The following is a 24,479-nucleotide window of genomic DNA, read 5'->3' on the forward strand; positions in this document are numbered from 1 at the left end:
ACTTCGCCCGCCGCCTGAAGGCGCTCGGCGGCCTCACACCCTATGAGTACATCTGCAAAATCTGGACTTCAGAGCCAGATCGCTTCATCGTCAACCCGATCCACCAGATGCCGGGACTGAACAGCTAGGCAATCACGACCATTGGCGCGACGCCGCGGCGTTCCGCCGCGAGCTGCCGCGCGCGGGCGTGCGCGTGCTGGCGAACGAGGCTTTGCGAGCCGGGCCGGTGGTGATCGCCGGGGCCGACGATCCCTATACGCGCCGCGCCGATATCGCGGCCCTGGTGCGGTCGGCGGCACGCCACGACGCGCCGGTGGTCACGCTGAGCCACAGCCCGGACATCGTGCCGCAACTGCCCCCGCGTTTCGGGCTGGTGCTGGCCGGACATACGCATTGCGGGCAGATCGCGCTGCCGCTGATCGGGCGGGTCGCGACGATGTCGGATCATGGCGACCGTTATGCATGCGGCGTGATCCGCGAGGGCGGGCGGACGGTGATCGTCGGCGCGGGGCTCGGCACCAGCCTGCTGCCGTTGCGCTATGGCGCCCCGCCCGACTTCTGGGTGATCACGATCGGCCCTCTCGCGCCGGCGCACGGCTTACGCTAACGTCAACCTCGCCCCGTCGGGCCGGCCGCGATTCGCGTGTGCCGTTGGGAGGGATGCTTGTACCGATGAAGACCGTTGTTCTGGCCGCGCTCGCGGCCGTCGCGCTGACGCCTGCCGCCATTGCGCAGACCGCGCCCGCTGCCGCGGCGCCTGCCGCCACTGCCAAGTTCAACCTCGAGACGCCGATTCAGGATATCGTCGCCGACGCAAAGGCCAAGGCCGCGCTCGACACCGCGATTCCGGGCGTGAGCAATCATGAATCCTACGAGATGTTCAAGGGCATGAGTCTCAAGCAGCTGTCGGCCTATGCCGCCGACAAGCTGACCCCCGAAGTGCTGGCCAAGGCCGAGACGGCGCTGGCCGAAGTGAAGTGATGCAGAGCCCCGGGCGGCAGCGTTCGGGACTCACTTCTCCGCGTCGATGTTGAGGCTGCGCGTGATGCGATAGTCGAGCACGCCCACGACGAAATAGACCGCCGCCTGCTTGATGCGGGTCCACAGGCCGGTGCGCTGGCGGTGCAATTCGCGCGTCACCTCGCGCGAGCGTGCGATCTCGCCATCGATATAGGTGCGGACATGCACGGCGAAGGCGCGGTCGTCGATGCGCAGCATGACCTCGAGGTTGAGGAACAGGCTGCGCATGTCGAAATTGGCCGAGCCGATCTGCACGGCGTCGTCGATCACGAACAGCTTGGTGTGCAGCTTGGTCGGCAGATATTCGAAGATGCGAACGCCGCGCCGCAGCAGTCCGCGATAAGTGAAACGCGCCGCCCAGATCGTCAGGTGATTGTCGGTGATCGAGGGCAGCACCACGCGCACCTCGCCACCGCGCCGCGCCGCGCGGCCGAGGCGGCGGAGCATCGCCGGGTTGGGGAAGAAATAGGCGGCGAGGATGTCGATCCGCTTCGCGCGCTTGAGGTCGCGGCGGACGGCGCGCGCCCAGGGTGACAGCCGCCGGGTCGGGCCGCCGAGCAGCCAGCGTAGTTTGCCCTCGGGTTCGCTCCAGTCCGACAGCGCCTTGCGCAGCACGCGGAGCGGCGCGCGCGGGCGTTTCGCCCAGCGCCACAGCGCGTCGAAATAGCCGCCGAGCCGCGCCGCCGCCGGACCTTCCACGAGCAGGCCGAGGTCGCGCCAGGCATCGCTGCCCGGCGCGCCGAAATAATCGTCCTGGATGTTGAACCCGCCGATGATGACGCGGGCGTCGGGCGTTCCGGCATCGGCGAGCGCGAACTTCTGGTGGTTGCGCAACAGATAGCGGCGGCCGAGCCGGGGCACGAAGAAGCAGACATTGCCGCCCGCGCCTTTCAGGCTCGCGAAGAAGTCGTTGTCATAGGCGGGATCGCTGCCCAGACCATCGACGATCAGCGTCACCTGCACGCCGCGTCCCACGGCGGCGGTGAGCGCGTCGCGCACCTGCGCGCCGACCGCATCGTCGGTGTAGATGTAATAGAGCAGCCGCAACGAGCTGCGCGCGCCGCCGATCAGGCCGATCAGCGCGTCGAGGCGGCGCGGGCCGGTATCGAGCAGGGTCAGCCGGTTGCCGTCGATTCCGAACACCGGTTGCGGTGGCGGCTCGGGCGGCAGGCCGCGGGGAATCGAGGTCGGCGCGACTGGCTCCATCGCGTTTCTCGTGGCACGATGCTGTGCATCGAGCCAGGAGTTTCAGCGAAGCTGAAACGCGGCACCGGCCCGCTCCCCCACCCGGCCACCCATTCCAGAATATCCTGCCGATGGGTGCTCGGGTGGGGGAGCGGGCTGGTGCCGCATCCGGCAACGCCGGATCAGCTCGACCAACCCGATTTTCTTGACTCTGCGGGACGTGCGCCCTAATTGCCCCGCTTTCCCGTATCTCTGCTCCAAGGAAGCGTTCATGGCGCGCGTCACCGTTGAAGATTGCGTCGACAAGGTCTCGAACCGGTTCGACCTCGTGCTGCTGGCGGCCCAGCGCGCGCGGCAGATCTCGGGCGGCGCCGAGCTGACGCTCGACCGCGACCGCGACAAGAACCCGGTCGTCGCGTTGCGCGAGATCGCCGAGGAGACGGTGCGTCCCGACAATCTTCAGGAAGCGCTGGTCGGCAGCCTGCAGCGCGTGCAGATCGACGACGAGGAAGCGCCGGATGAAGTCGGCAGCCTGGCCGCATCGGCCGAGGCGCTGCGCCTCACCGCCGCCGCGCCGCCGCGCAACCAGAATCTGGGCGCCGACTACGACGGCTGACTCGGCGTAACCCGCGATATCGCAAGACGCCGGCGCTTCTCATTGAAGTGCCGGCGTTTTTCGTTGCGTTCGCTACGAATGGCTTGATCGCCATGGTCCATTGTGGACTATGTCCCTTCCGGATTGGGGGATGGCGTGCCGGGCAGCGAGTCGATCATGATCGTCATCGACGCGGTTGCGCGCGAGACGATGTTGTTCGCGGCGATCGGGTTCCTGATCGGCGGGATCGACGATGTTCTTGCAGATCTCGCCTATTTCGCCGTGCGGGTGCGCGGCTGGCTCGTGCGGAGACCCAAACCGGCGCTAGATGACGGCGCGGGCGCGATGGCGATCTTCGTGCCCGCCTGGGACGAGGCCGCGGTGATCGCGCCGATGCTGCGTACCGCGCTCGCGCGCTACGACTATCCCGATTTCCGCATCTATGTCGGCGCCTATCCCAATGACCGTGCGACCATCGCCGAGGTGGCCGGGGTCGCGGATGGGGATGCGCGCGTGCGGCTGGTGATCGGCGAGGCGGCCGGACCGACGACCAAGGCCGATTGCCTCAATTCGCTGTGGCGCGCGCTGCTTGCCGACGAGGCCGAAGGCTGGCCGGTGCGCGCGGTGGTGCTGCACGACGCCGAGGATGTCGTGCATCCCGCCGAGTTGCGCGTGTTCGCGGCGTATCTCGACGCGTATGACGCGGTGCAGATTCCGGTGCTGCCGCTCGCCGATTCGCGCTCGCCGCTGGTCGAGGGGCACTATCTCGACGAGTTTGCCGAGGCGCATGGCAAGGCGCTGGTGGTGCGGCAGGCGCTCGGCGCGGCGCTGCCGTTCGCCGGGGTGGGCTGTGCGATCGGGCGCGGCATGCTCGGGCGGATCGCCGGGCTGCGCGGGGGCATGCCGTTCGACGCGACCAGCCTGACCGAGGATTACGAGCTGGGGCTGACGGTCGCGGCGATGGGCGGGCGCAGCTGCTTCGTGCGGCGGCGCGACGCACGCGGCGGGCTGATCGCGGTGCGCGCCTTCTTCCCGGCGACGCTGGGCGCGGCGGTGCGGCAAAAGGCGCGATGGATGATGGGGATTGCGCTTGCCGGGTGGGACCGCACCGGCTGGGCGCATCGGGGCGGGATCGGCGAGCATTGGATGCGGATGCGCGACCGCCGCGCGACGCTGGCAATTCCCGTGCTGGCCATCGCCTATCTCGCGCTGGTCGCCTGGGGGGCGTCGCTGGCAGGGCATGTCGTGACGGGCACGCCGCTGCCGCGGCCCGAAGGCGCGATGCGCTGGGTGCTGGGCGTCAATGCCGGACTGCTCGGCTGGCGGCTGGCGCTGCGCATGGCGTTTACCGGGCGCAGCTACGGCCTTCCGCAGGCGCTGCTGTCGGTGCCGCGCGTCGTGGTGGCCAATCTGGTGGCGCTGCTCGCGGCGCGGCGTGCGCTGGCGCTCTATTGGCGCACGCTGCGCGGCGAGCGGGCGCAATGGGACAAGACGGCGCACCGCTTCCCCGAAGGGCTGGTGCAGTGAACGGCAAGGGCCGCCCGCTGCGCTTCGTCGCGCTGGTGGCGGCCGGCTGGGCCGGCGCGCGCGTGGCGATCCTGTGGCCCGAGGGCGCGACCTTGCCCGAGGCGATCGAGGCGGCGTTCCCGATCCAGCGCGCGGTGGCGGCGGTGTCGCCCCGTGCCGCACCGGTCGAGGTTCCGGGCCGGAGGCAAGTCGCGCGCGCGACGCCAGCGCCGATCGCCGTTCATGTGCAGCTGCCGGACCAGCCGTCCGCCGAGCCGGGGCGAGTCCAACTGGCGATGCTCGGGCTGGTGTCGTTCGGGCAGGAACAGCCGCTGGGTGCGCCGTCGGGTGCGATTCCCTATCTGTTGCCGCGGCCAGTGGCGCTGCCCGAGGCGGCGCAGCCGCCGTCGCGCTGGTCGGCGAGCGGCTGGTTCGTGACGCGGCGCGGCGCGCCCGCCAGCGGCGCGATGCTCGGCGGCGATCAGCTCGGCGTGCGCGTCGTCTATGCCTTGGGTCAGCAGCGGCGGATGCGGCTCTATCTGCGTGCGAGCGCGCCGCTGGCGGTGGCCGGGCGCGAGCTGGCGCTGGGCATCGAATGGCAACCGACGCGGCATCCGGTGCGGGTCGCCGCGGAGCATCGCGTCGGGCTCGACGGCAACCGGGGCGGCCCGGCGGTGGCGGTGGTCGGCGGGGTCGATGCGGTCGAGCTGCCGTTCGACTTCAGGCTTGAAGCCTATGGCCAGGCGGGTGCGGTGTGGCGCGGGCGGCTCGACCCGTTCGCCGATGGCGCGCTGCGCGTGACGCATGAGGTGGCGCGCGCGGGCAAGGCGCGGCTGGATGTCGGCGCGGGCGCATGGGGCGCGGCGCAGCGTGAGGCGGCGCGGCTCGATGTCGGGCCGAGCGCGGTGGCGACGGTGCCGCTGGGCGACAAGGCGGTGAAGCTCGCGGTCGACTGGCGCGAGCGCGTGGCGGGCGATGCGCGGCCGGGATCTGGACCGGCGGTGACGCTGGGGGCGGATTTCTAGTCCAAATGCTCGATGCCGTCGCCCGTTATGGCGACCCAGCCGTGCTTGCGCTCTTCATAGACCGAATAATGCGGCGACGGGAATGATGGGTCGGCGAAGGCACCGACCGCGACGGCGGTGAGGCCCGGCATGGCTTCGCTGGCATAGGCGACGGTCGCGCCGCAGGTCGGGCAGAAGCGGAAGGTCGCGCTTTTGCCGCTGTCGCCGGTGCGCGACCACGTGCTGAACGTGCCCGCCGTTTCGACCTGTGCGTCGGGCCAGCGCGCCTGAAACGCGAACGCGCTGCCGCTGCGCTTCTGGCATTCGAGGCAATGGCACACTGAAACGCGCACGGGCTCGCCGGTGCAGGTGACACGCAGCTGACCGCAGCGGCAGGTGGCGACGCGGTCGGTCATGCGGCGCGTTCGCCGTGGCGCAGGGTGAGGACTTCGACGCCGTCGCCAGTGACCGCGACGGTATGCTCGAATTGCGCGGAGAGCTTACCGTCCTGAGTCACCACGGTCCAGCCATCGGGCTGCGTCGCGACCTTGCGGCTGCCCTGGTTGATCATCGGCTCGATCGTGAAGACCATGCCCTCGCGCAGCTTCATGCCGGTGCCGGGGCGGCCGAAATTGAGCACCGAAGGCTCCTCGTGCATCTCGCGGCCGATGCCATGGCCGCAATAGTCGCGGACGACCGAATAGCCATTCTTCTTCGCGTGCCGCTCGATCGCCGCGCCGATATCGCCGAGATGTGCGCCGGGGCGGACCTGACCGATGCCCTTCCACATCGCCTCCTGCGCGACGCGGACCAGCCGCTTCGCAGCAGGGGCGACCGCGCCGACCAGATAGGTCTTGCTCGAATCCGCGATGAAGCCGTTCTTCTCGAGCGTGATGTCGAGGTTGATGATGTCGCCATCGCGAATCACGTCGAGCGGATCGGGCACGCCATGACAGACGACATGGTTGATCGAACAGTTCAGCACATATTTGAAGCCGTACTGCCCCTTGCTCGCCGGGCGCGCGGCGAGGTCGTCGGTGATGAAGCGGTCGACCAGATCGTTGACCTGCATCGTCGACATGCCGGCGAGATCGAGGCGATCGAGCATCTCGAACACCGATGCCAGCAGCTTGCCCGACACGCGCATCAGCGCGAGTTCGTCCGCGGTCTTGACCATGTCAGGCGGCCGCGGCGTCCGCGACTGGCGGCGGCACTGCGGCGAGTTCGCGCCGCACGATCTCGCTGAACGACAGCGCCGGATTGGCTTCGGCGAGCATGCCGATCTTCATCCAGAATTCGGCCTGCGCGTTGATCGAGCGGCACATGACGGTGCTGGCGCGGCGCGCCTCCTCGTGCAGGTCGTCGTCGATCTTCACGATGCCCATGATCGTCCTCAAGCCGGTTAATATACGATTCGTATATGGATCATATGCTCGTTCGTCAAACGCTGCGCCTTCCGAATGCGCTTCCGACGCGCTAGGCAGAGGAACGCATGGACCTTTACCTTCCCATCGCCAGCCTTTCGGTCAACGCGGTCGTGATCGTGCTGCTGGGACTCGGTGTCGGGTTGCTGTCGGGCATGTTCGGGGTCGGTGGCGGATTCCTGACCACGCCGTTGCTGATCGTCTATGGCATCCCGCCGACCGTCGCCGCCGCCTCCGCCGCGAGCCAGGTGACCGGGGCGAGCGTGTCGGGGGTGTTCGCGCATCTGCGCCGTGACGGGGTCGACCTGCATATGGGCGCGGTGCTGATCGCGGGCGGCGTGCTGGGATCGGGCATGGGCGCGATCCTGTTCAAGCTGCTGCAATCGACCGGGCAGATCGATACGGTGATCGCGGTGCTCTATGTCGTGATGCTCGGCGCGATCGGCTGGCTGATGCTGTCCGAATCCTGGGGCGCGATCCGTGCGGCGCGCGAAGGCACCACGCCGCGCGCCAAGCGGCGGCGGCATCATCCGATGGTCGCGGCACTGCCGCTGCGCTGGCGCTTCTACCGCTCGGGGTTGTACATTTCGCCCTTCGCGCCGCTGCTGCTCGGCTTCGCGACTGGCATATTGACCGTGCTGCTCGGCGTCGGCGGCGGGTTCATCCTGATCCCGGCGATGCTCTATCTGATCGGCATGCCGACTCAGGTGGTGGTCGGCACTTCGCTGTTCCAGATCCTGTTCGTCAGCGCCGCGGCGACGATGGTGCATTCGCTGACGACCAAGGCCGTCGATATCGTGCTGGCCGCGCTGCTGCTGCTGGGGTCGGTGGTCGGCGCGCAGATCGGGGTGCGCTTCGCCCAGCGCGCGCGGCCCGAATATCTGCGGCTGGCGCTGGGCGTGATCGTGCTGCTGGTGGCGATCCGCATCCTGTTGGGGTTGGCGTGGCGGCCGGACGAGATCTTCACGGTGGAACTGGCGTGATGTTTGATTGGGTTTCAGCTGCGCCGAAACGCGGCACCGCCCTCCGCAGCATCCATCGATCTTCGATCGCTGGAGCCTGGCTGCTCCGCCCGTTCCCCCACCCGGCCACCCATAAGATACTACCGTGGGGTGGCCGGGTGGGGGAGCGGGCAGGTGCCGCAACGCGATCGAAGATCGCCCTCATACTCGCCGCCCCGCTGTTGCTCGGGCAGACCAAGCCGGTGCTGGTTCCCGACGTGTCGCAGCGTGAGATCGAGATCGCCTATTCCTTCACCGGCGCCGACCTGCTGCTGTTCGGCGCGATCCTGCATGCCGGGGGCAGCGGGCCGCGCGCCGGCGAGCCGCCCGCCGACATCGTGGTGGTGGTGAAGGGGCCCACCGAATCGGTGCTGGTGCGCGAGAAGCAGAAGATCGCAGGCATCTGGGTCAATGCCGAACGGACGCGCTACCGCTCGGCGCCGAGCTTCTACGCGATCGCCTCGTCGCGGCCGATCCGCCAGATCGTCGATGCCCGCACGCGGGCGATCTACGAGCTGGGACTGGATAGCCTGCAGCTCTCGCCGGCTTCGGGCGCGGTGCCGGCAGTGCAGGCGCGGTTCGATGCCGGGCTGGTCGAATTGAAGAAGCGCGGCGGGCTTTATTACGAGGCGCCGAAGACGGTGGAGATCACCGATGACGTGCTCTACCGGGCGCGCGTCAACATCCCCGCGCGCGTGCCGGTCGGGCGCTTCACCGCCGAGACCTTCCTGATCCGCGACGGGCGCGTGCTGGCGGCGGCGGTGCGCGACATCGACATCCGCAAGTCCGGCTTCGAGCGATGGATCGCGCGCGCGGCGGAACGCTCGTCGTTCCTGTACGGTCTGGCGGCGGTGTTCCTGTCGGTCTTCTTCGGCTGGGCGGCGGGAGCGATCTGGCGGCGGTTCTGAGTCCATAAAAGCCCCTGATCCCAACCTCATCTTAACTTGTCGGAGCGCATAATACGGCCTGTTTTGATGCCGGGGAGCCGTGTGCCCAAATGACCGATGACGTGAGCGGCCAGCGTTTCGACCGTATCCGCCCGCCGTCCGAAGCGGTGGTGCCGGTCGCCACGACTTTCGTGCCCGCGGTGATCGGTACGCTTTCTGCTATCGGCGGCGCGTCGAGCGAGGTGATCTTTGATCCCGCCGCGGTGGAAGCGCTGACGCACAGCGCCGATCCCGCCGTCGCCAGCTCGGGCACGGTCGGCAGCCAGATCAAGATGCGATCGGGCGCGGCCTGGCTGATCGCCAATGTCCGCGCGCTGCGGCTCGACGAGGGCAAGGTCGTCGCGCAAGTCGATTTCCTCGGCGAAGGCGATGAGGAGCGGCTGACCGGCAAGCTCTACAGCTTCCGCCGCGGCGTGACGCGTTATCCCTCGCCGGGCGCGGCGGTGTTCCCGGTCTCGACCGCGGATCTCAGGCAGATCTACGCCGCCGACGATCGCGCGTATATCGAGGTCGGCAACGTCTATCCGACCAAGGACATTCGCGCCGCGCTCTATATCGACGCGATGCTCGGCAAGCATTTCGCACTGCTCGGCTCGACCGGCACCGGCAAGTCGACCAGCGCAGCGCTGATCCTCCACCGCATCTGCGAGCTCGCGCCGCAGGGTCATATCGTGATGATCGACCCGCATGGCGAATATTCCGCGGCGTTCAAGACCAACGGCATGTTGTTCGACGTCAGCAATCTGGCGATGCCGTACTGGCTGATGAATTTCGAGGAGCATTGCGAGGTCTTCCTGACCACCGAAGGCTCGGACCGGCAGGTCGATGCCGACATCCTCGCCAAATGCATCCTGATGGCCAAGCAGAAGAACCGGCTGGCGGCCGAGTTCGGCAAGCTGACCGTCGATGCGCCGATCCCCTATCTGCTGTCCGACCTCACCACGATCATCCAGAACGAGATGGGCAAGATGGACAAGGCGACCGACACGGCGCCTTATCTGCGGCTCAAGTCCAAGGTCGAGGAGATCAAGGGCGATCCGCGCTACGCCTTCATGTTTTCGGGCATGTTGGTGTCGGACACGATGGCGAGCTTCATCAGCCGCATCTTCCGTCTGCCGAGCGAGGGCAAGCCGATCTCGATCATCGACGTGTCGGGCGTGCCGAGCGAGATCACCAGCGTGGTGGTCGCGGTGCTTAGCCGGATGGTGTTCGACTATGCGATCTGGTCGCGCGGCGAGGCGCAGCGGCCGGTGCTGCTGGTGTGCGAGGAAGCGCACCGCTACGTCCCCAACGAGCGCAACGCTGATGGCTCGTCGGTCGGACGCATCCTCAGTCGCATCGCCAAGGAAGGCCGCAAATATGGCGTGTCGCTCGGGCTGATCACGCAGCGGCCGTCGGATCTGGCGGAAGGCGTGCTGTCGCAATGCGGCACGATCATCGCGATGCGCCTCAACAACGACCGCGACCAGGCCTTCGTCCGCGCGGCGATGCCCGAGGGCGCGCGCGGCTTCCTAGATTCGATCCCCGCGCTGCGCAACCGCGAGTGCATCATGGTCGGCGAGGGCGTGGCGACGCCGGTGCGCGTGACGTTCGATTCGCTCGCCGAGGCGAAGCGTCCGGCGTCGAGCGATCCGATGTTCTCCGAACTGTGGCGGCATACCGGCGGCGAGGATGCGATCCTCGAGCGCACGATCAGGAAGTGGCGCTCACAGGGGCGTTAGACGCTCCGCCGGAGCCTTTTCTTCAAGACGAACGTGTTGGCATCGAGCGCTTCGCCGCGGGTGAAGGCGGCTTGCCTGACCGCGCCGCGGAACGGGTTGACGCGGTTCATACGGATGCCGACCGACGCCTTGCCCGGGTGTTGCGGCTTGAACGCCAGCGGCATTTCGGCCTGAAGCGCGCCGTCGACGAACGAGCGATAGGTCGTTCCGTCATAGCTTTGCGCGACATGATACCAGCGGCCGACAGGAAAGGTCTTGTCGGGCACGATCAGCGGCTGGTTATAGCCCTCGCCGCGCATGAAGGCGTCGAGATACCAGCGGTCCTTCACGACGCGGATCTCGAACAACATGCGCGTGCGGCCGGTGCCGGGGGCGACCGGCGGCGTCTCGTCGCTTTCAAGGTGAAACCAGCGCTGCTCGAACGCGCCGCCATCGGGGCGGAACAGCGCCTCGAAGGTAAAGCGCGGGGTGTTGGCGAGCGGGTGATGGTCGAGAAACAGTGCGTCGCCGACGCCGTCGAATTCGACGGCGCGGCCGAGCGGGGTGCGGATCAGCTGCGGCGCGCCTTCGGTCCGGACGCGGTGGCCGCCGATGCGAGTCAGCGAATCGAAGGTCCAGATTTCGGGACGGGCGCGGGCCGCAGCACCCGACGACACAGCCAGTGCGCCGATCAGCAGCGTGCGGCGATCGAGCAAATTACTCGGCTTCGGCGGTGGGCTTGTTGCGCGTGCCGCCGATCGGCACCGCGAGCAATTGCGCGAGCTTGCTCTTGAACGCGCGCAGGTCGCCGCCGCCGAGCTGATCCACGACCGAGAAGCTGACCGAGCGCGGGTTGATCGCGATGCCGTTGCGGTAGAGCTCGTAATGGAGGTGCGGGCCGGTCGAGATGCCGGTCGAGCCGACATAGCCGATCACCTGGCCGCGCGCGACGCGCTGGCCGTTGCTCACCGCGATGCGGCTCATATGGCCATAGCCCGAGCCCATGCCGCCGCTGTGATTGAGCCGCACGAAATTGCCGTAACCGCCATTGCGCCCGGCAAAGGCGACGGTGCCGTCATTGGCGGCGCGGATCGGCGAGCCGTAGCCGGCGGCGATGTCGAGCCCCTTGTGCATGCGCGCGAAGCCCAGCACCGGGTGGCGGCGCAGGCCGAAGGTCGAGCTGATGCGGCCGGCGGCGGGCATCGCCATCTGCCCCTTGCGCTCGCCCATGCCGCGCCCGTCATACCAGGTGGTGCGGCCCTCCTCTTCCCAGCGCACGAGCTGGAGCTTGCCCGCGCCGCCGTTGAGGCCGGCGAACAGGAGATTGCCGAGCTGGACCTCGCCGGTCGCGGCCTTGGCCTGCTCGACGATGATGTCGAATTCGCTGTCGGCGCCGACGCGGCCGATCGGCATGCGCGTCGCGATCGAGCGGATATAGGCTTCGACCGCCTTGGACGGCGCGCCGGCGGCGCGCGCCGAGCGGTAGAGCGAGTCGCCGACGCGGCCACGGATGCGCAGCGGCGTGTGGTCGATGGCGATCGGAATTTCGTTGAGCGCGAGGCTCGCGCCGCTGCGCACGAGTTCGAGGCTCAGGTCGAAACGCGCGCGGAAGGCGAGCTTTTCGAGCGGGCGCGGCTGCGACTTGTCGCTGCGGCGGCCGAGCGTCAGGTCGAGCTGGGTGCCGGAATTGAGATCGGCGAGCGAGACCGCACCGGCGACCAGGTCGGCGGCCTGTGCGGCTTCGGCGCGGCCGACGCCCGAGCGCTGGAGCGCTGCGGCGAGCGCGGTGCCAGAGCCGAGCGTCACGCTGTGCTGCAGGATCGGGCGTTCGGGCGTGTCGGTGAGCGGGGTGACAAGCGCGGTGGCGGCGAGCCTGGTGCCGGTCTTGCTGCCTTGTCCCAGCGGGGCGATCGCCTGTGCCTGCGCGATCGCGGCGTCGTTGCCGGTCAGTGCGGGCGGGACGGCGCCATAGATCGGGCGCTCGAAGCCGGGCGAGAGCAGCACGACGGCTGCGAGCAATGTCGCGCAGGTCGCGGTGCCGCGCCACCAGTCGCCGGTGCCGATGCGCGAGCCGAGATCGGGCGCCAGTTCGAAATCAGGATAACGTTCGTGGAAACGGGCGAGCAGGCCGGATGCGGGCGCGGGCAGGGCGCGGCCGAACGACAGCGCTGCCGCGCCGCCGGCCTGCTCAATTCCCTGATCGCTGCGCAGAAACAAGGTGCGCCGCCCCCCATCATCGATCTACCGATGCCGACCCCCGGCACAGGTCCAAGCGTTGTGGACCATACTCCCTAAAGTCAAATTAAGCAGCCAAAATGAGGGCCTCGGCTGCGGTGAGCCGTGCGCAGGGGAAGGCGAGGCGTTTGCCGGGGGCAAGCGCGCCTTTTCAATGCGCTATCGCTGCAATGGCTTGCGCGGAGCATCAGTCGCGACGATCTTGGCAGGCACGATGAGCCTGTTTTCGAACAGTCCGGTCACCGCGGTGCTCGGCCCTACCAATACCGGCAAGACGCACCTCGCGATCGAGCGGTTGTGCGGTCATTCGAGCGGGATGATCGGTTTCCCGCTGCGGCTGCTGGCGCGCGAGGTCTATGACCGGGTGGTCGCGATCAAGGGGCCGAAGGAAGTGGCGCTGGTCACCGGCGAGGAGCGGATCGTGCCGCCGGGCGCGCGCTGGTTCCTGTGTACGGTGGAATCGATGCCGACCGATCGAGAGCTGGGATTCGTCGCGATCGACGAGGCGCAGTTGGGTGCCGATCCCGAGCGCGGGCATGTCTTCACCGACCGCATTCTGCGCGCACGCGGGCGCGACGAGACGATGATCCTGGGATCGGATTCGCTCCGGCCGGTGCTGCGCAAACTGGTGCCCGAGGCGGAGATCATCACGCGGCCGCGTTTCTCGACGCTGAGTTATGCCGGCGCCAAGAAGCTGTCGCGGCTGCCCAAAAGATCGGCGATCGTCGCGTTCAGCGCCGAGGAAGTCTATGCCGTGGCCGAAGCGCTGCGGCGGCTGCGCGGCGGGGCGGCGGTGGTGATGGGCGCGTTGTCCCCGCGCACGCGCAACGCGCAGGTGGCGATGTTCCAGGCTGGCGAGGTCGATTATCTGGTCGCGACCGATGCGATCGGCATGGGACTCAATCTGGATGTCAGTCATGTCGCCTTCGCCTCGCTCAACAAGTTCGACGGCAAGCGTCAGCGGCGGCTGACCGTCGCGGAGATGGCGCAAATCGCCGGACGCGCGGGAAGGCACCAGCGCGACGGGACGTTCGGCGCGCTGAGCGAGGAAGGGCCGGGCGCGTTCACGCCCGAGGAGATCGCGGCGGTCGAGGGGCATTCGGTGCCGCGGCTCGAATATCTCTACTGGCGCGAAGGCGAGCCGGATTTTGCCAGCATCGAGGCGCTGATCGCGAGCCTGGAGCGCAAGCCCGACTCGCCGGGGCTGCGCGCCGCGCCCGAGGCGGTGGACCTCGCTGTGCTCAAGCGGCTGGCGGGTGAGGACTGGGTGCGCGAACGGGTGCGCTCGCCGCGTGCGGTGGCGCGGCTATGGGCGGCGTGCGGCCTGCCCGATTTCCGCAAGCTCGGCAGCGATCCGCATGCGCGCTTCGTGGCGCGGGTGTTCCGGCATCTGAGCGAGGGGACCGGGCATATTCCGCATGTCTGGTTCGCCGACGAATTGGCGCGGCTCGACCGGGTGGATGGCGATGTCGAGACGATCGCCGGGCGGATCGCGGCGGCACGCAGCTGGGCCTATATCGCGCAGCGCAGCGACTGGCTGGCCGAGCCGGCGCATTGGGCCGACCGCACGCGCGCGCTCGAGGAGAAATTGTCCGATGCGCTGCATGCCAGTCTGACGCAACGTTTCGTCGACAAGCGCACTACGGTGCTGTTGCGCCAGATCGGCGCGGACGCCTCGAACCTGCCTGTGGTGATCGGGCCGGAGGGCGAAGTCAGCGTCGAGGAGCATGTGCTGGGTCACCTGCGCGGCTTCCATTTCGCGGTCGATGCCGATGCGCGGGTGGCGGACAAGCGCATGCTGCTGGCGGCGGCGGAGAAGGGACTGGCGCGCGAGTTGCGCCAGCGCGGCGAGGCGCTGATCGCGGCGGAGGATGACGCGTTTTCGCTGGCAGAAGGTGCGGTGACGTGGCGCGGCGCAGTGGTGGCGCGGCTCGATCCGACCGGCAATCCGGTGCGGCCGCGGGTTCGCACCGACCGCTCGCTCGACGTGCTCGACGTGAAGACGCGCGCCGCGGTGCAGGCGCGGATCGAGCGTTGGTTCGCCGAGCGTATCGCCGCCGACCTGCCCGCGCTGACCGCGCTCGACGCGCTGAGCAAGGAAGCAAGCGCAGGCGCGCGGGTGCGGGCGCTGGCCGGGGCGCTGGTCGAGGCCGGCGGGCTGCTGCCGCGCCGCGCGGCGGGCGCGCTGGTCGAGAAGCTCGAGCCTGACGAGCGCAAGACGCTGCGCAAGGCGGGGCTGGTGATCGGCACGCTCGACCTGTTCGCGCCGGCGCTGCTCAAGCCGCGCGCGGCGGCGGCGCGGCGGGGCTTGCTGGGGCTGACGGAGGCACCGGCCGAGGGGGCGACGGTGCTGCCGCGCGGCGCGCCTGGCGCTGCGCTGGAACATGGCTTCCGCCCGCTCGGGCAACAGGCGGTACGCGTCGATCTGGCCGAGCGCATCGCGCAGGCGGCGCATGACCAGCGCAAGGGGCGCATGCCGTTCAGCCCCGATCCGGCGCTCGCGACGTCGATGGGACTGACCGCCGACACGATCGCGCGGCTGATGGCGCAACTCGGCTTTCAGAGCGTTCGCGCGCCGAAAGGCGAGCCGCCGCGCTGGGTGTGGAAGGGGCTGACCCCGCTCGCCAAGCCCAGGGCCGCGCCAAGAGACAACGCTTTCGCCAAGCTCGCGGAGCTGGTCGATGAGTGAGGCGATGCGGCTCGACCGGTTTCTGTGGTTCGCGCGGCTGGTGAAGACGCGCAACGCCGCGCAGGATCTGGCCGAGGCGGGCATGCTGCGGCTCGACGGACGGCGGATCGAGCGCTCGTCGGCGCAGGTGCGCGTGGGGTCGGTGATCGCCTTTCCGCTGCGCGGCAAGGTGCGCGTGCTGCGGGTGGAGGCGCTGCCGCGGCGGCGCGGTCCGGCGCCCGAGGCGGCGGAGATGTATCAGGAGCTTACGCCCGGCGTAGCGCAACCCGCGCAACCCGGCGAAGACTAAGAACGTCTCGCAGAAAGCGCGTCTTGATTGACGCGCTCAAATGCCGGGCATAGCAGGAGCGGTGATACTGCCCGCATGGGCGCTTGAGGGGCCTGAACTGCCATGACCTATGTCGTCACCGATGCCTGCATCCGCTGCAAGTATATGGACTGCGTCGAGGTCTGTCCGGTCGACTGCTTCTACGAGGGCGAGAACATGCTAGTCATCAACCCCAACGAGTGCATCGACTGCGGCGTGTGCGAGCCCGAATGCCCGGCCGAGGCGATCCTGCCCGATACCGAGAGCGGGCTGGAGCAGTGGCTCGAACTCAACACCAACTTCTCCGCGCAATGGCCGAACGTCACGCGCAAGGCCGACCAGACCCCCGCCGATGCCGACGAGCACAAGGGCGAAGAGGGCAAGTTCGAGAAGTATTTCTCGCCCGAGGGCGGCGCGGGGGATTGATGGGAAGGGCGAACTTCGCTCCGCACTTGTGACTGTCACCCGGCCTCGTGCCGGGGTCCACGTCGAAGCGCGTGCTGACTTCAGGCATCGTGCGCACCGCTTGCCGCGCGGTGGACCCCGGCACGAGGCCGGGGTGACGGAAAGCGGCAGAACGGGCGTTCGGCGACAAAACCGAATCACGCCAATCGCTTCCCGCAATGCACCATTCTCCACCGCCGGGATTCCGGGGTGGTAATTTTATTGCATCTGTGTTAAATACGCCGCCGGACGCGAGGAATCGCGTTTCGGTACTGGAGACCGTTGTTGATTTGCCCCGCGCGACGTCCATTGCCCCGGTAACCGCACCGGGCGGGCGGCGCAATATGCAAGGGGCGTGAATTCTTGAAGAAAGGCTTCCCGCACATGGCTGCCAAGGCGCTGTCCTTCGATGTCGGCGATTATGTCGTTTACCCCAAGCACGGCGTAGGCCGTGTGATCGAGCTCCAGAAATCTGAAATCGCGGGCATGCAGCTCGAGCTGTACGTGCTCCGCTTCGAAAAAGAGAAAATGACCCTGCGCGTTCCGACCAACAAGGCGGAAAGCGTGGGCATGCGCAAGCTGTCGAGCGACAAGACGCTCAGGGAAGCGCTCGACACGCTCAAGGGCAAGCCCAAGGTCAAGCGCACCATGTGGTCGCGCCGCGCGCAGGAATATGAGGCGAAGATCAACTCGGGCGACCTGGTGTCGATCGCCGAGGTGGTGCGCGACCTGTTCCGCGCCGACGACCAGCCCGAGCAGAGCTATTCCGAGCGGCAGATCTTCGAAGCGGCGGCCTCGCGCCTCGCGCGCGAACTCGCCGCGATGGAGCAGATCGACGAGAAGGCGGCGCTCGAGAAACTGCTGGAAATCCTGCGGGCGTCCGCAGCGATCTACAACAAGGACAAGGCGCCGGCCTGAACGCCGGACGCCGTGGACGAATGAAGGGCGGTCCCGCAGGGCCGCCCTTTTTCGTTTGCGCGGCGTGAATGCCAAGTGTATTAGTCAATCAACACACGTGGGAGAGTCGCCATGAAGACCGTATTTGCCGCCCTCTTCGCCGCGCCGCTCGCTGCCTGCGGCATGGCCAATGGCATGAGCGGCGAGGTGGTTCAGCCGAGCGGTAGCGGCGGCACGCGGACGTTCGACGTGGCCGGGTTCACCGGGGTCGCGCTGCTCGGCGCGGACGATGTCGAGGTGCGGCACGGCGCGAGCTTTGCGGTCAGTGCGCAGGGCGACAGCGCGCTGCTCGACAAGCTCGAGATCCGCAAGGACGGCGACACGCTCAAGATCGGCCGCAAGGACGGCGACTGGAATTGGGGCGGCGACACGGGCGCGAAGATCACGGTCACCTTGCCCCGGCTCACCGCCGCGAGTCTCGCCGGGTCGGGTGACATGACCGTCGACCGCGCCGAGGGTGATTTCCGCGGCGCGGTGGCGGGGTCGGGCGACCTCAAGATCGCGCAACTGGGCGGCGGCAAGGCCGGACTGTCGATCGCCGGGTCGGGCGATATCGGCGTGGCGGCGGGACAGGCGGCGGAGATCAGCGCCAGGATCGCCGGATCGGGCAATATCGACGCGGCTGGCGTCAAGGCCGAGCGCGGCAACGTCTCGATCGCGGGCTCGGGCAGCGTGCGCGCGCAGTTCACCGGCGAGGCCAAGGTCTCGATCGTCGGATCGGGCGATGTCGAGGTGACCGGCGGCGCCAAGTGCCAGGTCAGCCAGATGGGATCGGGAACCGCGCGCTGTAGCTGACGGCGCTTGTATGCCGCACCGGATCGGTGCGATGCGTGCGGCATGCAGTTTCGCCTTATCCTCATCCCGCTCGCGCTGATCGCGGCCGGCGCGGCCCCGGCACCCGCCGAACGCCGCTTCATGCTGACCGATTTCGATCGCGTGCGGCTGAGCGGACCGTTCATCGTGGAGGTCAAGACCGGCGGGCCGCCCGGGGCGACCGTCAGCGGCGACGGGCGCGCGGCGGAGCGGGTCAATCTGCGCGTCGATGGCGGCATGCTGGTCATCGCGGCGAGCACGCAGGGGTGGGACGGCTGGCGCGACGACCGCGAGAGCCAGCTGGTCATTCGAGTCTCGGGCCGCCAGCTACGCGGCGCGCGCGTCAATGGCGGCGGCAAGCTCACCATCGACCGGGTGAGCGGGCAGCGCGTCGAGCTGGGGCTCGCCGGGTCGGGCCAGCTCGACATCGGATCGGTCACCGCCGATCAGATGATCGCGTCGCTGACCGGTACTGGGGTGATCAACCTCAAGGGCGGCAAGGTGCGCACCGCGCGCTTCATCTCGCAGGGCGCGGGCGCGATCGACGCGGCGGGCACGAGCATCGCCGACCTCAACGTCCAGTCGCAAAGCGCCGGTGACAGCCGCTTCACCGCCAGCCTGACCGCGGCGGTGGCCGCGCTCGGCACCGGCGCGGTGCGGGTCGAGGGCAACGCGGTGTGCCGCCTGTCGGGGCCGGGACCGATGAGCTGCGCCGGAAAGACCGCCGAGCGTTAGTTTGATTCAGCTGCGCTGAATGGCCGCACCACCCTCCGCTGCCTGTCCACCGATGCTTCGCATCGTCGGAGCCTTTGGCTGCTCCGCCCGCTCCCCCACCCGGCCACCCATTCCAGAATATCCTGTCGATGGGTGGCCGGGTGGGGGAGCGGGCTGGCGCGGCAACCTCAATTGGAAACGTCGACCACCTCGATCGTCTCGACCGCGCCATAGCTGAAATAGGGAATCGTCGCGGCGACGCCGGCAAGGCCGATCAGGATCAGGAAGGTCAGCGCGATGCCGATCGAGCGGCCGGGCTTCCACACGCCGTCCATGCCGAACGGATGGAGGATGCGGGCGACCACGAACAGCCCGGCCGTCGCCCACAGCCACCATTGCGTGCCCACCGCCAGCTCGATCAGGCCGATCAGGATCAGTACGAACGGCGCATATTCGGCGAAATTGAGCTGCGCGCGCATCCGCGCGGTGAGCCGCTCGTTGCCGCCGTCGCCGATCGATATCTTTTCGGACATGCGCACCTTGCCGACGCGAATCGCCAGCCAGAAGTTGATCAGCGCGCAGGCGGCGGCAGTGGCAAGCGCCACGGGCAGGATGATCGCGTCCATCGGTCTAGGCTCCCCCGGGAAAGCGCCATGTTAGGCACGACGGTCCTCGCCTTGCAACTTGGCCGAAAATCGGTATAGGCGCTCGCTCGCTTCGCGGCAGCCTGTCTGGCGTCCGGCGAGTGCCGGAACCCCGGCGCTTGCCCGTTCGTCATAGCGGGCGTATCGCGAATCCGTATTTGATGACAAGAATCCAGAAGGTTTGCCGAAATGGCCGTCCCCAAGAGAAAAGTATCGCCCAGCCGCCGTGGCATGCGCCGGTCGCACGACGCCCTCACGGTCGCCGCGTTCCAGGAATGCCCGAACTGCGGCGAGCTGAAGCGCCCGCACGTGCTGTGCGGTGGCTGCGGCCATTATAACGGCCGCGAGATCGTCTCGGTCGAGGGCTGAGCCCCAAACGCAGGAATTTGACCGCATGACCTCCAGCGCGCGAATCGCCGTCGATGCGATGGGCGGCGACGAGGGGTTGGCGGTCATGCTGGCCGGGGTCGCGCGCGCGCGGCGCCGGTTTGACGGGATGCGATTCCTGCTGGTGGGCGACGAGGCCGCGATTCGCGAAGGCCTCAAGAACCACCCGAATCTGACCGCGGCGTCGGAAATCGTCCACGCGCCCGATGTGATCTCCGCCAGCGACAAGCCGAGCCAGGCGATCCGCCGCGCCAAGACCACCTCGATGGGCATCGCGATCGACCTGGTGAAGAAGGGCGAGGCCGCCGCCGCAGTATCGTCGGGCAATACCGGCGCGCTGATGGCGATGTCGAAGCTCGCGCTGCGCACCATGCCCGGGATCGACCGCCCTGCGCTCGCCGCGCGCATGCCCACGCTGGGCGACAATGACGTGGTCATGCTCGATCTCGGCGCGAACACGGAAGTCGATAGCCGCAACCTCATCCAGTTCGCCGTGATGGGCGCCGCCTATGCGCGCACTGTGCTCGACCTGCCGTCGCCGCGCGTCGCGCTGCTCAACATCGGCACCGAGGAGATGAAGGGCACCGAGAGCATTCGCGACGCCGCCGCCAAGCTGCGCGCCGCCAAGCATCTGCCGCTGACCTTCACCGGTTTTATCGAGGGCAACAGCCTGTCGCGCGGCGATGTCGACGTGATCGTGTGCGACGGCTTTTCGGGCAATATCGCGCTCAAGACGATCGAGGGCACCGCGCGCTTCGTCGCCGACCTGCTCAAACGCGCTTTCTCCAGCTCGACTCGCTCGAAGATCGGTTTCCTGATCTCGCGCCCGGCGACCGAGCTGCTCAAGCACCATCTCGATCCTAACATCCACAATGGCGCGGTGTTTCTCGGCCTCAACGGCATCGTCGTGAAGAGCCATGGCAGCGCCACCGAGATCGGCGTCGAGACCGCGATCGGCGTCGCGGCGAAGATGGTGCGCGACGACCTGACGCGCCGCATTTCCGAAGATCTGGGTAATTTCGAGGCCCAAGCCGCATGAACGGAGCCGGCATGACTTTGGTTCGGCGTGCGGTGATCACCGGGACCGGATCGGCGCTGCCGCCGAACCGCGTGTCGAACGCACAACTCGCCGAACGAGTCGACACGTCCGACGAATGGATTGTCGAGCGCACCGGCATCCGCTTCCGCCATATCGCCGGGCCCGACGAGACCACCGCGACGCTCGCCACCGATGCGGCAAGGGCGGCGCTGGCCGCGGCCGGGACCGCGGCGGCGGACATCGACCTGATCGTGCTCGCCACCGCGACGCCAGACCAGACCTTCCCCGCCAGCGCGACCAAGGTGCAGGCGGCGCTGGGCATCGACGATTGCGTCGCGTTCGACGTCGCGGCGGTGTGTTCGGGCTTCCTCTATGCCGTGCAAGTGGCGGAGAGCATGATCCGCGCCGGCAGCGCCAACCGCGCGCTGGTGATCGGCGCGGAGACGTTCAGCCGCATCCTCGACTGGGAGGACCGCGCGACCTGCGTGCTGTTCGGCGACGGCGCGGGCGCGATCGTGCTCGAGGCGCAGGACACCGCGGCGGACGGCGGGCGCGGCGTGCTCGCGACCAAGCTGCACGCCGATGGGCGGCACAACCAGTTGCTCTATGTCGATGGCGGGCCGTCGACCACCGGCACGGTCGGCAAGCTGCGCATGAAGGGCAAGGAAGTGTTCCGCCACGCGGTGACCAATCTTGCCGCGGTAATGAACGAGAGCCTCGCCGCGGTGGGACTGCAGTCCGGCGACGTCGACTGGGTGGTGCCGCACCAGGCCAATGCCCGCATCCTCGACGCCACTGCGAAGAAGCTCGGCCTCGCGCCGGAGAAGGTCATCGTCACGGTCGACCAGCACGCCAACACGTCTGCGGCGTCGGTCCCGCTGGCGCTCGATACGGCAGTCCGCGACGGGCGGATCAAACAGGGCGACCTGCTCGTTCTGGAGGCGATGGGCGGCGGTTTTACGTGGGGGGCGGCGGTCGTCCGGTTCTGAGAATCGTTCGATAAAGTCGCTTTGACCCGTTCGATATCGTCACACGCGCGTAACGAGAGTTGCGTGGCGTTTCCAGTCTGTTAGGGTGCGTTACGGCCAAAGGGAGAGTTTTCGCATGGCGACCGCGGCGACGTTGACCAGAGCTGATCTTGCCGATGCCCTGCATCGCGAGGTGGGTTTGTCACGCGCGGACGCGTCACGGCTCGTCGAGCAGATCCTGCACCATATGTGCGAGTCGCTGGCCAAGGGCGAAAACGTCAAGATTTCGGGGTTCGGCAGCTTCATCCTGCGCGACAAGGGTGAGCGGATCGGCCGCAATCCCAAGACCGGTGTCGAAGTGCCGATCGCGCCGCGCCGTGTGCTGACGTTCCGCGCCAGCCAGATGCTGCGCGACCGGATCGTCAACGGGGGATGATATGGCAGCCGGTCCGGACAAGGGGGCTTTGGAGAAGAAACCAGGCGCCTTCCGGACGATCGGCGAACTTGCGCAGGAAATAGGCCGCCCGCAGCATATCCTGCGCTATTGGGAAACGCGTTTTCCCCAGCTCAAGCCACTCCAGCGCGCCGGCGGCCGGCGCTATTATCGCCCCGACGACGTTGCCCTGGTGCGGCGGATCGACGCGCTGCTGGCGAAGGACGGCTATACGATCCGCGGCGTGCAGCGGCTGCTGGCGGCCGAAGCGCCCGCGAGCGGCAGCGAGAAGGCGTCGCTCAAGCAGGTGCGCGATGCACTGGCGAAGGCGCTGAAGGACGATCAGGGCTGACCAGCCGCGCTGGTCGCAGCCCCGTTCAATCACGTTCGCGCGTGGGCGGTCGCGCGAGAACCTGAACCAGCGCCAGGATCGCCGCCAGCGACAGCGGCGTCGCCAGCACCGGAAGCAGCTTGAGGTCGCTCATCGCGCCGAGGATCGCCAGCGCCGATGCCGTCTGGACCATCACGGTGACGGCGATCCAGCGCCGTGTCGGCCGCGCGACCGCGAGTATGATTGAGAGCAGGTCGGCGAGCAGCAGGAAGCGCTCGTGCATCTTGGGCAGCAGGAACGGCAGCAGCAGCGCCGACAGCAGCGCCGCCGCGAGCATCGTCTCGAAATCGATCTGCCGCCGCCGCGCGACCGCCCGGATGATCGCCGCCGCCGCCAGCGCCGCGGCGAGATAGCCGAAGGCGAATGCCGCGATCGGCCGGGGCGAAACGACCAGCGCGACGATCGCCCACGGCCCCGGGGCCGTGCTGATCGTGTTGAAATAGTCGGCCTGGCGCAGATAGATGGTCGACAGATGCGCGAACGGCCAGCCCGCCGCCCAGGCCGGCGCCAGCGCGACCGCGAAGATCATCGCGGGCAGCAGCCAGGCCGCGGGCGATGCGCGGCGCGCGAGCAGGCGGCCGATGACATAGGGCGCGATGAACGCCGCCTGCGCCTTGAACGCGAAGCCCAGCCCGGCCCATGCCGCCATCGCGAACGGCGAATCGTCCATGTCGGCATCGATCGCCATCAGCACGGCGGCGACCCAGAAGCCGTCGCACTGGCCATAGACGATGCCGTTGGCGAGGATCGTCGGGAGAATCGGCACCAGCAACGCGGCCTCGATCCCACCAGGAAAACGCCGCGCGACCCGCCACAGCGCGACAGCGGCGCACAGGACCGACAGGATCGACAGCGTCTTGACCACCGCGAGATTCGATCCCGTGAGCGCGGCGCCGCCGGCGAGCAGATAGAGATAGGGCGGGTTGTAGTTGCTGAAGGGGATGGCGAACGCGCCGAGAGTACCGTGCGCGCGGATGTGATCGAGCCAGCGGTAGAGATAGGCTTCGAGGTCGGGCGGCTGCACGCGCCAGCACAGCCAGTAGATCGCCAGCGTCGGCACGAACACCAGCGCCGCCAGCTTCGCCGGAGAGACAGGTTTGGACTGCGTGCCGGTGATGTCGCTTCCCCCCGCACGCATGGTGCGCGCGATCGCAGGCGGTTTCAATGCCGCCCGGGCGCCATCGAAGGGCTGCTCAAACCGAGAGGGAGATTGGATGCCCCGTGAGGATTCGAACCTCAATTAACGGAGTCAGAGTCCGTGGTCTTACCATTAGACGACAGGGCATCATCTGCGCAGGGGCAGGCGGGCGAATTAGGAGGGGAAACGGGCCGGGTCAAGGGCCTAAGCGCCGGGCCGTGCGACAAGATTTATGTCGCACGTGCGACATAAGTAAACAGGGGCTGTTTACTTTTTGCGGCCGGGCGGCGGCCAGTGGCCGTCGCGGCGGGCGCGATCGATAAGGGCGCGGGCGATCCTGTCCGAGCCGTAATCGCGCTTCTTGCTGGCGCTGCGCATGGCGTGGAAGAAGCCTGCGACCAGCTCGGTCGCGTCGCGGTCGCTGATTGGCGGGCGCGAGGCGGGCAGGATCAGGCAGTCGCGCGCGCCGCACTGGCGGCAGGGAAAGCGCGGCGTGGCGTCGGCGATCGCCAGCGACAGGCCGCGCGATTCGAAGTGCTGCCAGATGATCGAGCCGATGACGGCGGCGCGCTGGCAGCGGTAGCACCACAGGCGCAGGTCGTGGCCGGCGTCGTCAATCTCTTTCAGTGTGCGATAGCGCGGCATCGTTCCCGGTGTGTTCCATCGCGAGCGAGTCGGTCAACCGCGTTCGCGATGAACGATGTCGAGCCGCCATGCGGAGCCGTCTTGCGCGACGATGCGCGGTTCATCGCTGGGCGCGAAGGTCAGCGAGATTGGCACGCCGCGCCACCGTCGCGCATTCTCTGGCACGTTCACGACATCGCGCCCGATCTCGGCGCGGAAGGCGGTTTCGAGTTCGGGTGACAGCCAGATGCGCGTGGGCGTAAGGGCGCGGCGCTGCAGCTGTGCCAATGCTCGATCCACGGCCTGATGCACGC

At 68.2% G+C, this 24,479-nt stretch carries 29 protein-coding genes, 1 tRNA gene and 1 pseudogene; 20 read left to right on the top strand and 11 right to left on the bottom strand.

The window, feature by feature from the left end:
• The 3 genes and pseudogenes from M9978_RS08005 to M9978_RS08015 form a co-directional block, all read left to right on the top strand.
• Positions 1–128 (top strand): annotated as a pseudogene (locus tag M9978_RS08005) (IS481 family transposase); the annotation flags it as partial.
• 59 nt (positions 129–187) lie between these two features.
• Positions 188–607, top strand: coding sequence for a hypothetical protein (locus M9978_RS08010; RefSeq protein WP_254292504.1), 420 nt, complete (start codon positions 188–190; stop codon positions 605–607).
• Between the two features lie 65 nt (positions 608–672).
• Positions 673–981 (top strand): hypothetical protein, encoded by a 309-nt coding sequence (locus tag M9978_RS08015; RefSeq protein ID WP_254292505.1) that lies wholly within the window; start codon positions 673–675, stop codon positions 979–981.
• 30 nt (positions 982–1,011) lie between these two features.
• Here the strand turns inward: M9978_RS08015 and M9978_RS08020 are convergent, their stop codons facing one another.
• On the bottom strand, positions 1,012–2,226 hold the full coding sequence (locus M9978_RS08020; RefSeq protein ID WP_254292506.1) for a phospholipase D-like domain-containing protein: 1,215 nt from the start codon (positions 2,224–2,226) through the stop codon (positions 1,012–1,014).
• 250 nt (positions 2,227–2,476) lie between these two features.
• Between M9978_RS08020 and rpoZ the strand changes: the two genes are divergently transcribed.
• The 3 genes from rpoZ (at position 2,477) to M9978_RS08035 (ending at position 5,331) form a co-directional block, all read left to right on the top strand.
• The gene (rpoZ, locus tag M9978_RS08025) at positions 2,477–2,821 is read left to right on the top strand and encodes a DNA-directed RNA polymerase subunit omega (protein WP_254292507.1); all 345 of its coding nucleotides are present in this window, start codon (positions 2,477–2,479) and stop codon (positions 2,819–2,821) included.
• 102 nt (positions 2,822–2,923) lie between these two features.
• On the top strand, positions 2,924–4,327 hold the full coding sequence (locus M9978_RS08030; RefSeq protein ID WP_367305058.1) for a glycosyl transferase family protein: 1,404 nt from the start codon (positions 2,924–2,926) through the stop codon (positions 4,325–4,327).
• A complete protein-coding gene (locus M9978_RS08035; protein ID WP_254292508.1) occupies positions 4,324–5,331 on the top strand; it encodes a hypothetical protein in 1,008 nt (335 codons plus the stop codon). Before M9978_RS08030 ends, M9978_RS08035 begins: the two co-directional genes overlap by 4 nt.
• On the opposite strand, the gene M9978_RS08040 is transcribed toward M9978_RS08035, so the two are convergent.
• Genes M9978_RS08040 through M9978_RS08050 form a run of 3 tightly spaced genes read right to left on the bottom strand, consistent with a single transcriptional unit; the run spans position 5,328 to position 6,695 of the window.
• Positions 5,328–5,726: a GFA family protein gene (locus tag M9978_RS08040; RefSeq protein ID WP_254292509.1), complete on the bottom strand. Its 399-nt coding sequence runs from the start codon at positions 5,724–5,726 to the stop codon at positions 5,328–5,330. The two genes, M9978_RS08035 and M9978_RS08040, sit on opposite strands and share 4 nt — an antisense overlap.
• Complete coding sequence (gene map, locus M9978_RS08045; protein ID WP_254292510.1) at positions 5,723–6,487, bottom strand: type I methionyl aminopeptidase; 765 nt, start codon at positions 6,485–6,487, stop codon at positions 5,723–5,725. The genes M9978_RS08040 and map overlap by 4 nt, the downstream gene beginning before the upstream one ends.
• 1 nt (position 6,488) lies before the next feature.
• Positions 6,489–6,695, bottom strand: a complete 207-nt coding sequence (locus M9978_RS08050; RefSeq protein ID WP_254292511.1) for a ParD-like family protein — start codon at positions 6,693–6,695, stop codon at positions 6,489–6,491.
• Positions 6,696–6,802: 107 nt separating this feature from the next.
• Between M9978_RS08050 and M9978_RS08055 the strand changes: the two genes are divergently transcribed.
• The 3 genes from M9978_RS08055 (at position 6,803) to M9978_RS08065 (ending at position 10,403) form a co-directional block, all read left to right on the top strand.
• A complete protein-coding gene (locus tag M9978_RS08055) occupies positions 6,803–7,717 on the top strand; it encodes a sulfite exporter TauE/SafE family protein (RefSeq protein ID WP_254292512.1) in 915 nt (304 codons plus the stop codon).
• A gap of 137 nt (positions 7,718–7,854) precedes the next feature.
• Positions 7,855–8,643 (top strand): TIGR02186 family protein, encoded by a 789-nt coding sequence (locus tag M9978_RS08060; protein WP_436977173.1) that lies wholly within the window; start codon positions 7,855–7,857, stop codon positions 8,641–8,643.
• 89 nt (positions 8,644–8,732) lie between these two features.
• Positions 8,733–10,403, top strand: a complete 1,671-nt coding sequence (locus M9978_RS08065; protein WP_254292513.1) for an ATP-binding protein — start codon at positions 8,733–8,735, stop codon at positions 10,401–10,403.
• Here M9978_RS08065 and M9978_RS08070 read toward each other — a convergent pair.
• Both M9978_RS08070 and M9978_RS08075 read right to left on the bottom strand, forming a co-directional pair.
• Entirely contained in the window at positions 10,400–11,098 is a 699-nt protein-coding gene (locus M9978_RS08070; RefSeq protein WP_254292514.1) for a LamG-like jellyroll fold domain-containing protein, read from the bottom strand. The genes M9978_RS08065 and M9978_RS08070 overlap by 4 nt on opposite strands.
• Position 11,099: 1 nt before the next feature.
• Positions 11,100–12,599 (bottom strand): M23 family metallopeptidase, encoded by a 1,500-nt coding sequence (locus M9978_RS08075; RefSeq protein ID WP_254292515.1) that lies wholly within the window; start codon positions 12,597–12,599, stop codon positions 11,100–11,102.
• A gap of 232 nt (positions 12,600–12,831) precedes the next feature.
• Between M9978_RS08075 and M9978_RS08080 the strand changes: the two genes are divergently transcribed.
• From M9978_RS08080 to M9978_RS08105, 6 genes are all read left to right on the top strand, one after another.
• Complete coding sequence (locus tag M9978_RS08080) at positions 12,832–15,306, top strand: helicase-related protein (protein WP_254292516.1); 2,475 nt, start codon at positions 12,832–12,834, stop codon at positions 15,304–15,306.
• Positions 15,299–15,595, top strand: coding sequence for an RNA-binding S4 domain-containing protein (locus M9978_RS08085; protein WP_254292517.1), 297 nt, complete (start codon positions 15,299–15,301; stop codon positions 15,593–15,595). The genes M9978_RS08080 and M9978_RS08085 overlap by 8 nt, the downstream gene beginning before the upstream one ends.
• A 102-nt stretch (positions 15,596–15,697) precedes the next feature.
• Positions 15,698–16,039: a ferredoxin FdxA gene (gene fdxA / locus M9978_RS08090; RefSeq protein WP_254292518.1), complete on the top strand. Its 342-nt coding sequence runs from the start codon at positions 15,698–15,700 to the stop codon at positions 16,037–16,039.
• 402 nt (positions 16,040–16,441) lie between these two features.
• On the top strand, positions 16,442–16,975 hold the full coding sequence (locus M9978_RS08095; RefSeq protein WP_254292746.1) for a CarD family transcriptional regulator: 534 nt from the start codon (positions 16,442–16,444) through the stop codon (positions 16,973–16,975).
• 111 nt (positions 16,976–17,086) lie between these two features.
• Complete coding sequence (locus tag M9978_RS08100) at positions 17,087–17,809, top strand: head GIN domain-containing protein (RefSeq protein WP_254292519.1); 723 nt, start codon at positions 17,087–17,089, stop codon at positions 17,807–17,809.
• 42 nt (positions 17,810–17,851) lie between these two features.
• The gene (locus M9978_RS08105; RefSeq protein WP_254292520.1) at positions 17,852–18,562 is read left to right on the top strand and encodes a GIN domain-containing protein; all 711 of its coding nucleotides are present in this window, start codon (positions 17,852–17,854) and stop codon (positions 18,560–18,562) included.
• A 167-nt stretch (positions 18,563–18,729) separates the two neighbouring features.
• Here the strand turns inward: M9978_RS08105 and M9978_RS08110 are convergent, their stop codons facing one another.
• Entirely contained in the window at positions 18,730–19,167 is a 438-nt protein-coding gene (locus M9978_RS08110; RefSeq protein WP_254292521.1) for an MAPEG family protein, read from the bottom strand.
• Positions 19,168–19,374: 207 nt separating this feature from the next.
• Between M9978_RS08110 and rpmF the strand changes: the two genes are divergently transcribed.
• From rpmF to M9978_RS08135, 5 genes are all read left to right on the top strand, one after another.
• Positions 19,375–19,554, top strand: a complete 180-nt coding sequence (gene rpmF / locus M9978_RS08115) for a 50S ribosomal protein L32 (protein WP_254292522.1) — start codon at positions 19,375–19,377, stop codon at positions 19,552–19,554.
• 25 nt (positions 19,555–19,579) lie between these two features.
• Positions 19,580–20,611: a phosphate acyltransferase PlsX gene (gene plsX / locus M9978_RS08120; protein ID WP_254292523.1), complete on the top strand. Its 1,032-nt coding sequence runs from the start codon at positions 19,580–19,582 to the stop codon at positions 20,609–20,611.
• An 11-nt stretch (positions 20,612–20,622) separates the two neighbouring features.
• Entirely contained in the window at positions 20,623–21,600 is a 978-nt protein-coding gene (locus tag M9978_RS08125; protein ID WP_254292524.1) for a beta-ketoacyl-ACP synthase III, read from the top strand.
• Positions 21,601–21,715: 115 nt separating this feature from the next.
• The gene (locus M9978_RS08130; protein WP_254292525.1) at positions 21,716–22,015 is read left to right on the top strand and encodes an integration host factor subunit alpha; all 300 of its coding nucleotides are present in this window, start codon (positions 21,716–21,718) and stop codon (positions 22,013–22,015) included.
• Between the two features lies 1 nt (position 22,016).
• Positions 22,017–22,364: a MerR family transcriptional regulator gene (locus M9978_RS08135; protein ID WP_254292526.1), complete on the top strand. Its 348-nt coding sequence runs from the start codon at positions 22,017–22,019 to the stop codon at positions 22,362–22,364.
• 25 nt (positions 22,365–22,389) lie between these two features.
• On the opposite strand, the gene M9978_RS08140 is transcribed toward M9978_RS08135, so the two are convergent.
• The 4 genes from M9978_RS08140 to M9978_RS08155 all read right to left on the bottom strand — a co-directional run bounded on the left by M9978_RS08140 (position 22,390) and on the right by M9978_RS08155 (position 24,477).
• A complete protein-coding gene (locus M9978_RS08140) occupies positions 22,390–23,541 on the bottom strand; it encodes a glycosyltransferase family 39 protein (RefSeq protein WP_254292527.1) in 1,152 nt (383 codons plus the stop codon).
• Between the two features lie 73 nt (positions 23,542–23,614).
• Positions 23,615–23,688 (bottom strand) — tRNA-Gln (locus tag M9978_RS08145).
• Between the two features lie 120 nt (positions 23,689–23,808).
• Positions 23,809–24,186, bottom strand: coding sequence for a hypothetical protein (locus M9978_RS08150; RefSeq protein WP_254292528.1), 378 nt, complete (start codon positions 24,184–24,186; stop codon positions 23,809–23,811).
• A gap of 33 nt (positions 24,187–24,219) precedes the next feature.
• A complete protein-coding gene (locus M9978_RS08155) occupies positions 24,220–24,477 on the bottom strand; it encodes a hypothetical protein (RefSeq protein ID WP_254292529.1) in 258 nt (85 codons plus the stop codon).
• Positions 24,478–24,479 lie beyond the last annotated feature (2 nt).

The sequence above is a fragment of the Sphingomonas tagetis genome (assembly GCF_024211275.1).
Classification (GTDB): Bacteria; Pseudomonadota; Alphaproteobacteria; order Sphingomonadales; family Sphingomonadaceae; genus Sphingomonas; species Sphingomonas tagetis.

Excerpts from the sequence above, each read along its gene's own strand:
- M9978_RS08080 (WP_254292516.1), top strand. The coding sequence starts at position 12,832 with ATGAGCCTGTTTTCGAACAGTCCGGTCACCGCGGTGCTCGGCCCTACC.
- M9978_RS08015 (WP_254292505.1), top strand. The coding sequence starts at position 673 with ATGAAGACCGTTGTTCTGGCCGCGCTCGCGGCCGTCGCGCTGACGCCT.
- M9978_RS08065 (WP_254292513.1), top strand. The coding sequence starts at position 8,733 with ATGACCGATGACGTGAGCGGCCAGCGTTTCGACCGTATCCGCCCGCCG.
- M9978_RS08085 (WP_254292517.1), top strand. The coding sequence starts at position 15,299 with ATGAGTGAGGCGATGCGGCTCGACCGGTTTCTGTGGTTCGCGCGGCTG.
- M9978_RS08135 (WP_254292526.1), top strand. The coding sequence starts at position 22,017 with ATGGCAGCCGGTCCGGACAAGGGGGCTTTGGAGAAGAAACCAGGCGCC.
- M9978_RS08140 (WP_254292527.1), bottom strand. The coding sequence starts at position 23,541 with ATGCGTGCGGGGGGAAGCGACATCACCGGCACGCAGTCCAAACCTGTC.
- M9978_RS08105 (WP_254292520.1), top strand. The coding sequence starts at position 17,852 with ATGCAGTTTCGCCTTATCCTCATCCCGCTCGCGCTGATCGCGGCCGGC.
- M9978_RS08110 (WP_254292521.1), bottom strand. The coding sequence starts at position 19,167 with ATGGACGCGATCATCCTGCCCGTGGCGCTTGCCACTGCCGCCGCCTGC.
- fdxA (WP_254292518.1), top strand. The coding sequence starts at position 15,698 with ATGACCTATGTCGTCACCGATGCCTGCATCCGCTGCAAGTATATGGAC.
- M9978_RS08100 (WP_254292519.1), top strand. The coding sequence starts at position 17,087 with ATGAAGACCGTATTTGCCGCCCTCTTCGCCGCGCCGCTCGCTGCCTGC.
- M9978_RS08040 (WP_254292509.1), bottom strand. The coding sequence starts at position 5,726 with ATGACCGACCGCGTCGCCACCTGCCGCTGCGGTCAGCTGCGTGTCACC.
- M9978_RS08050 (WP_254292511.1), bottom strand. The coding sequence starts at position 6,695 with ATGGGCATCGTGAAGATCGACGACGACCTGCACGAGGAGGCGCGCCGC.
- map (WP_254292510.1), bottom strand. The coding sequence starts at position 6,487 with ATGGTCAAGACCGCGGACGAACTCGCGCTGATGCGCGTGTCGGGCAAG.
- M9978_RS08125 (WP_254292524.1), top strand. The coding sequence starts at position 20,623 with ATGACTTTGGTTCGGCGTGCGGTGATCACCGGGACCGGATCGGCGCTG.
- M9978_RS08055 (WP_254292512.1), top strand. The coding sequence starts at position 6,803 with ATGGACCTTTACCTTCCCATCGCCAGCCTTTCGGTCAACGCGGTCGTG.
- M9978_RS08130 (WP_254292525.1), top strand. The coding sequence starts at position 21,716 with ATGGCGACCGCGGCGACGTTGACCAGAGCTGATCTTGCCGATGCCCTG.
- M9978_RS08020 (WP_254292506.1), bottom strand. The coding sequence starts at position 2,226 with ATGGAGCCAGTCGCGCCGACCTCGATTCCCCGCGGCCTGCCGCCCGAG.
- rpmF (WP_254292522.1), top strand. The coding sequence starts at position 19,375 with ATGGCCGTCCCCAAGAGAAAAGTATCGCCCAGCCGCCGTGGCATGCGC.
- plsX (WP_254292523.1), top strand. The coding sequence starts at position 19,580 with ATGACCTCCAGCGCGCGAATCGCCGTCGATGCGATGGGCGGCGACGAG.
- M9978_RS08150 (WP_254292528.1), bottom strand. The coding sequence starts at position 24,186 with ATGCCGCGCTATCGCACACTGAAAGAGATTGACGACGCCGGCCACGAC.
- M9978_RS08095 (WP_254292746.1), top strand. The coding sequence starts at position 16,442 with ATGGCTGCCAAGGCGCTGTCCTTCGATGTCGGCGATTATGTCGTTTAC.
- rpoZ (WP_254292507.1), top strand. The coding sequence starts at position 2,477 with ATGGCGCGCGTCACCGTTGAAGATTGCGTCGACAAGGTCTCGAACCGG.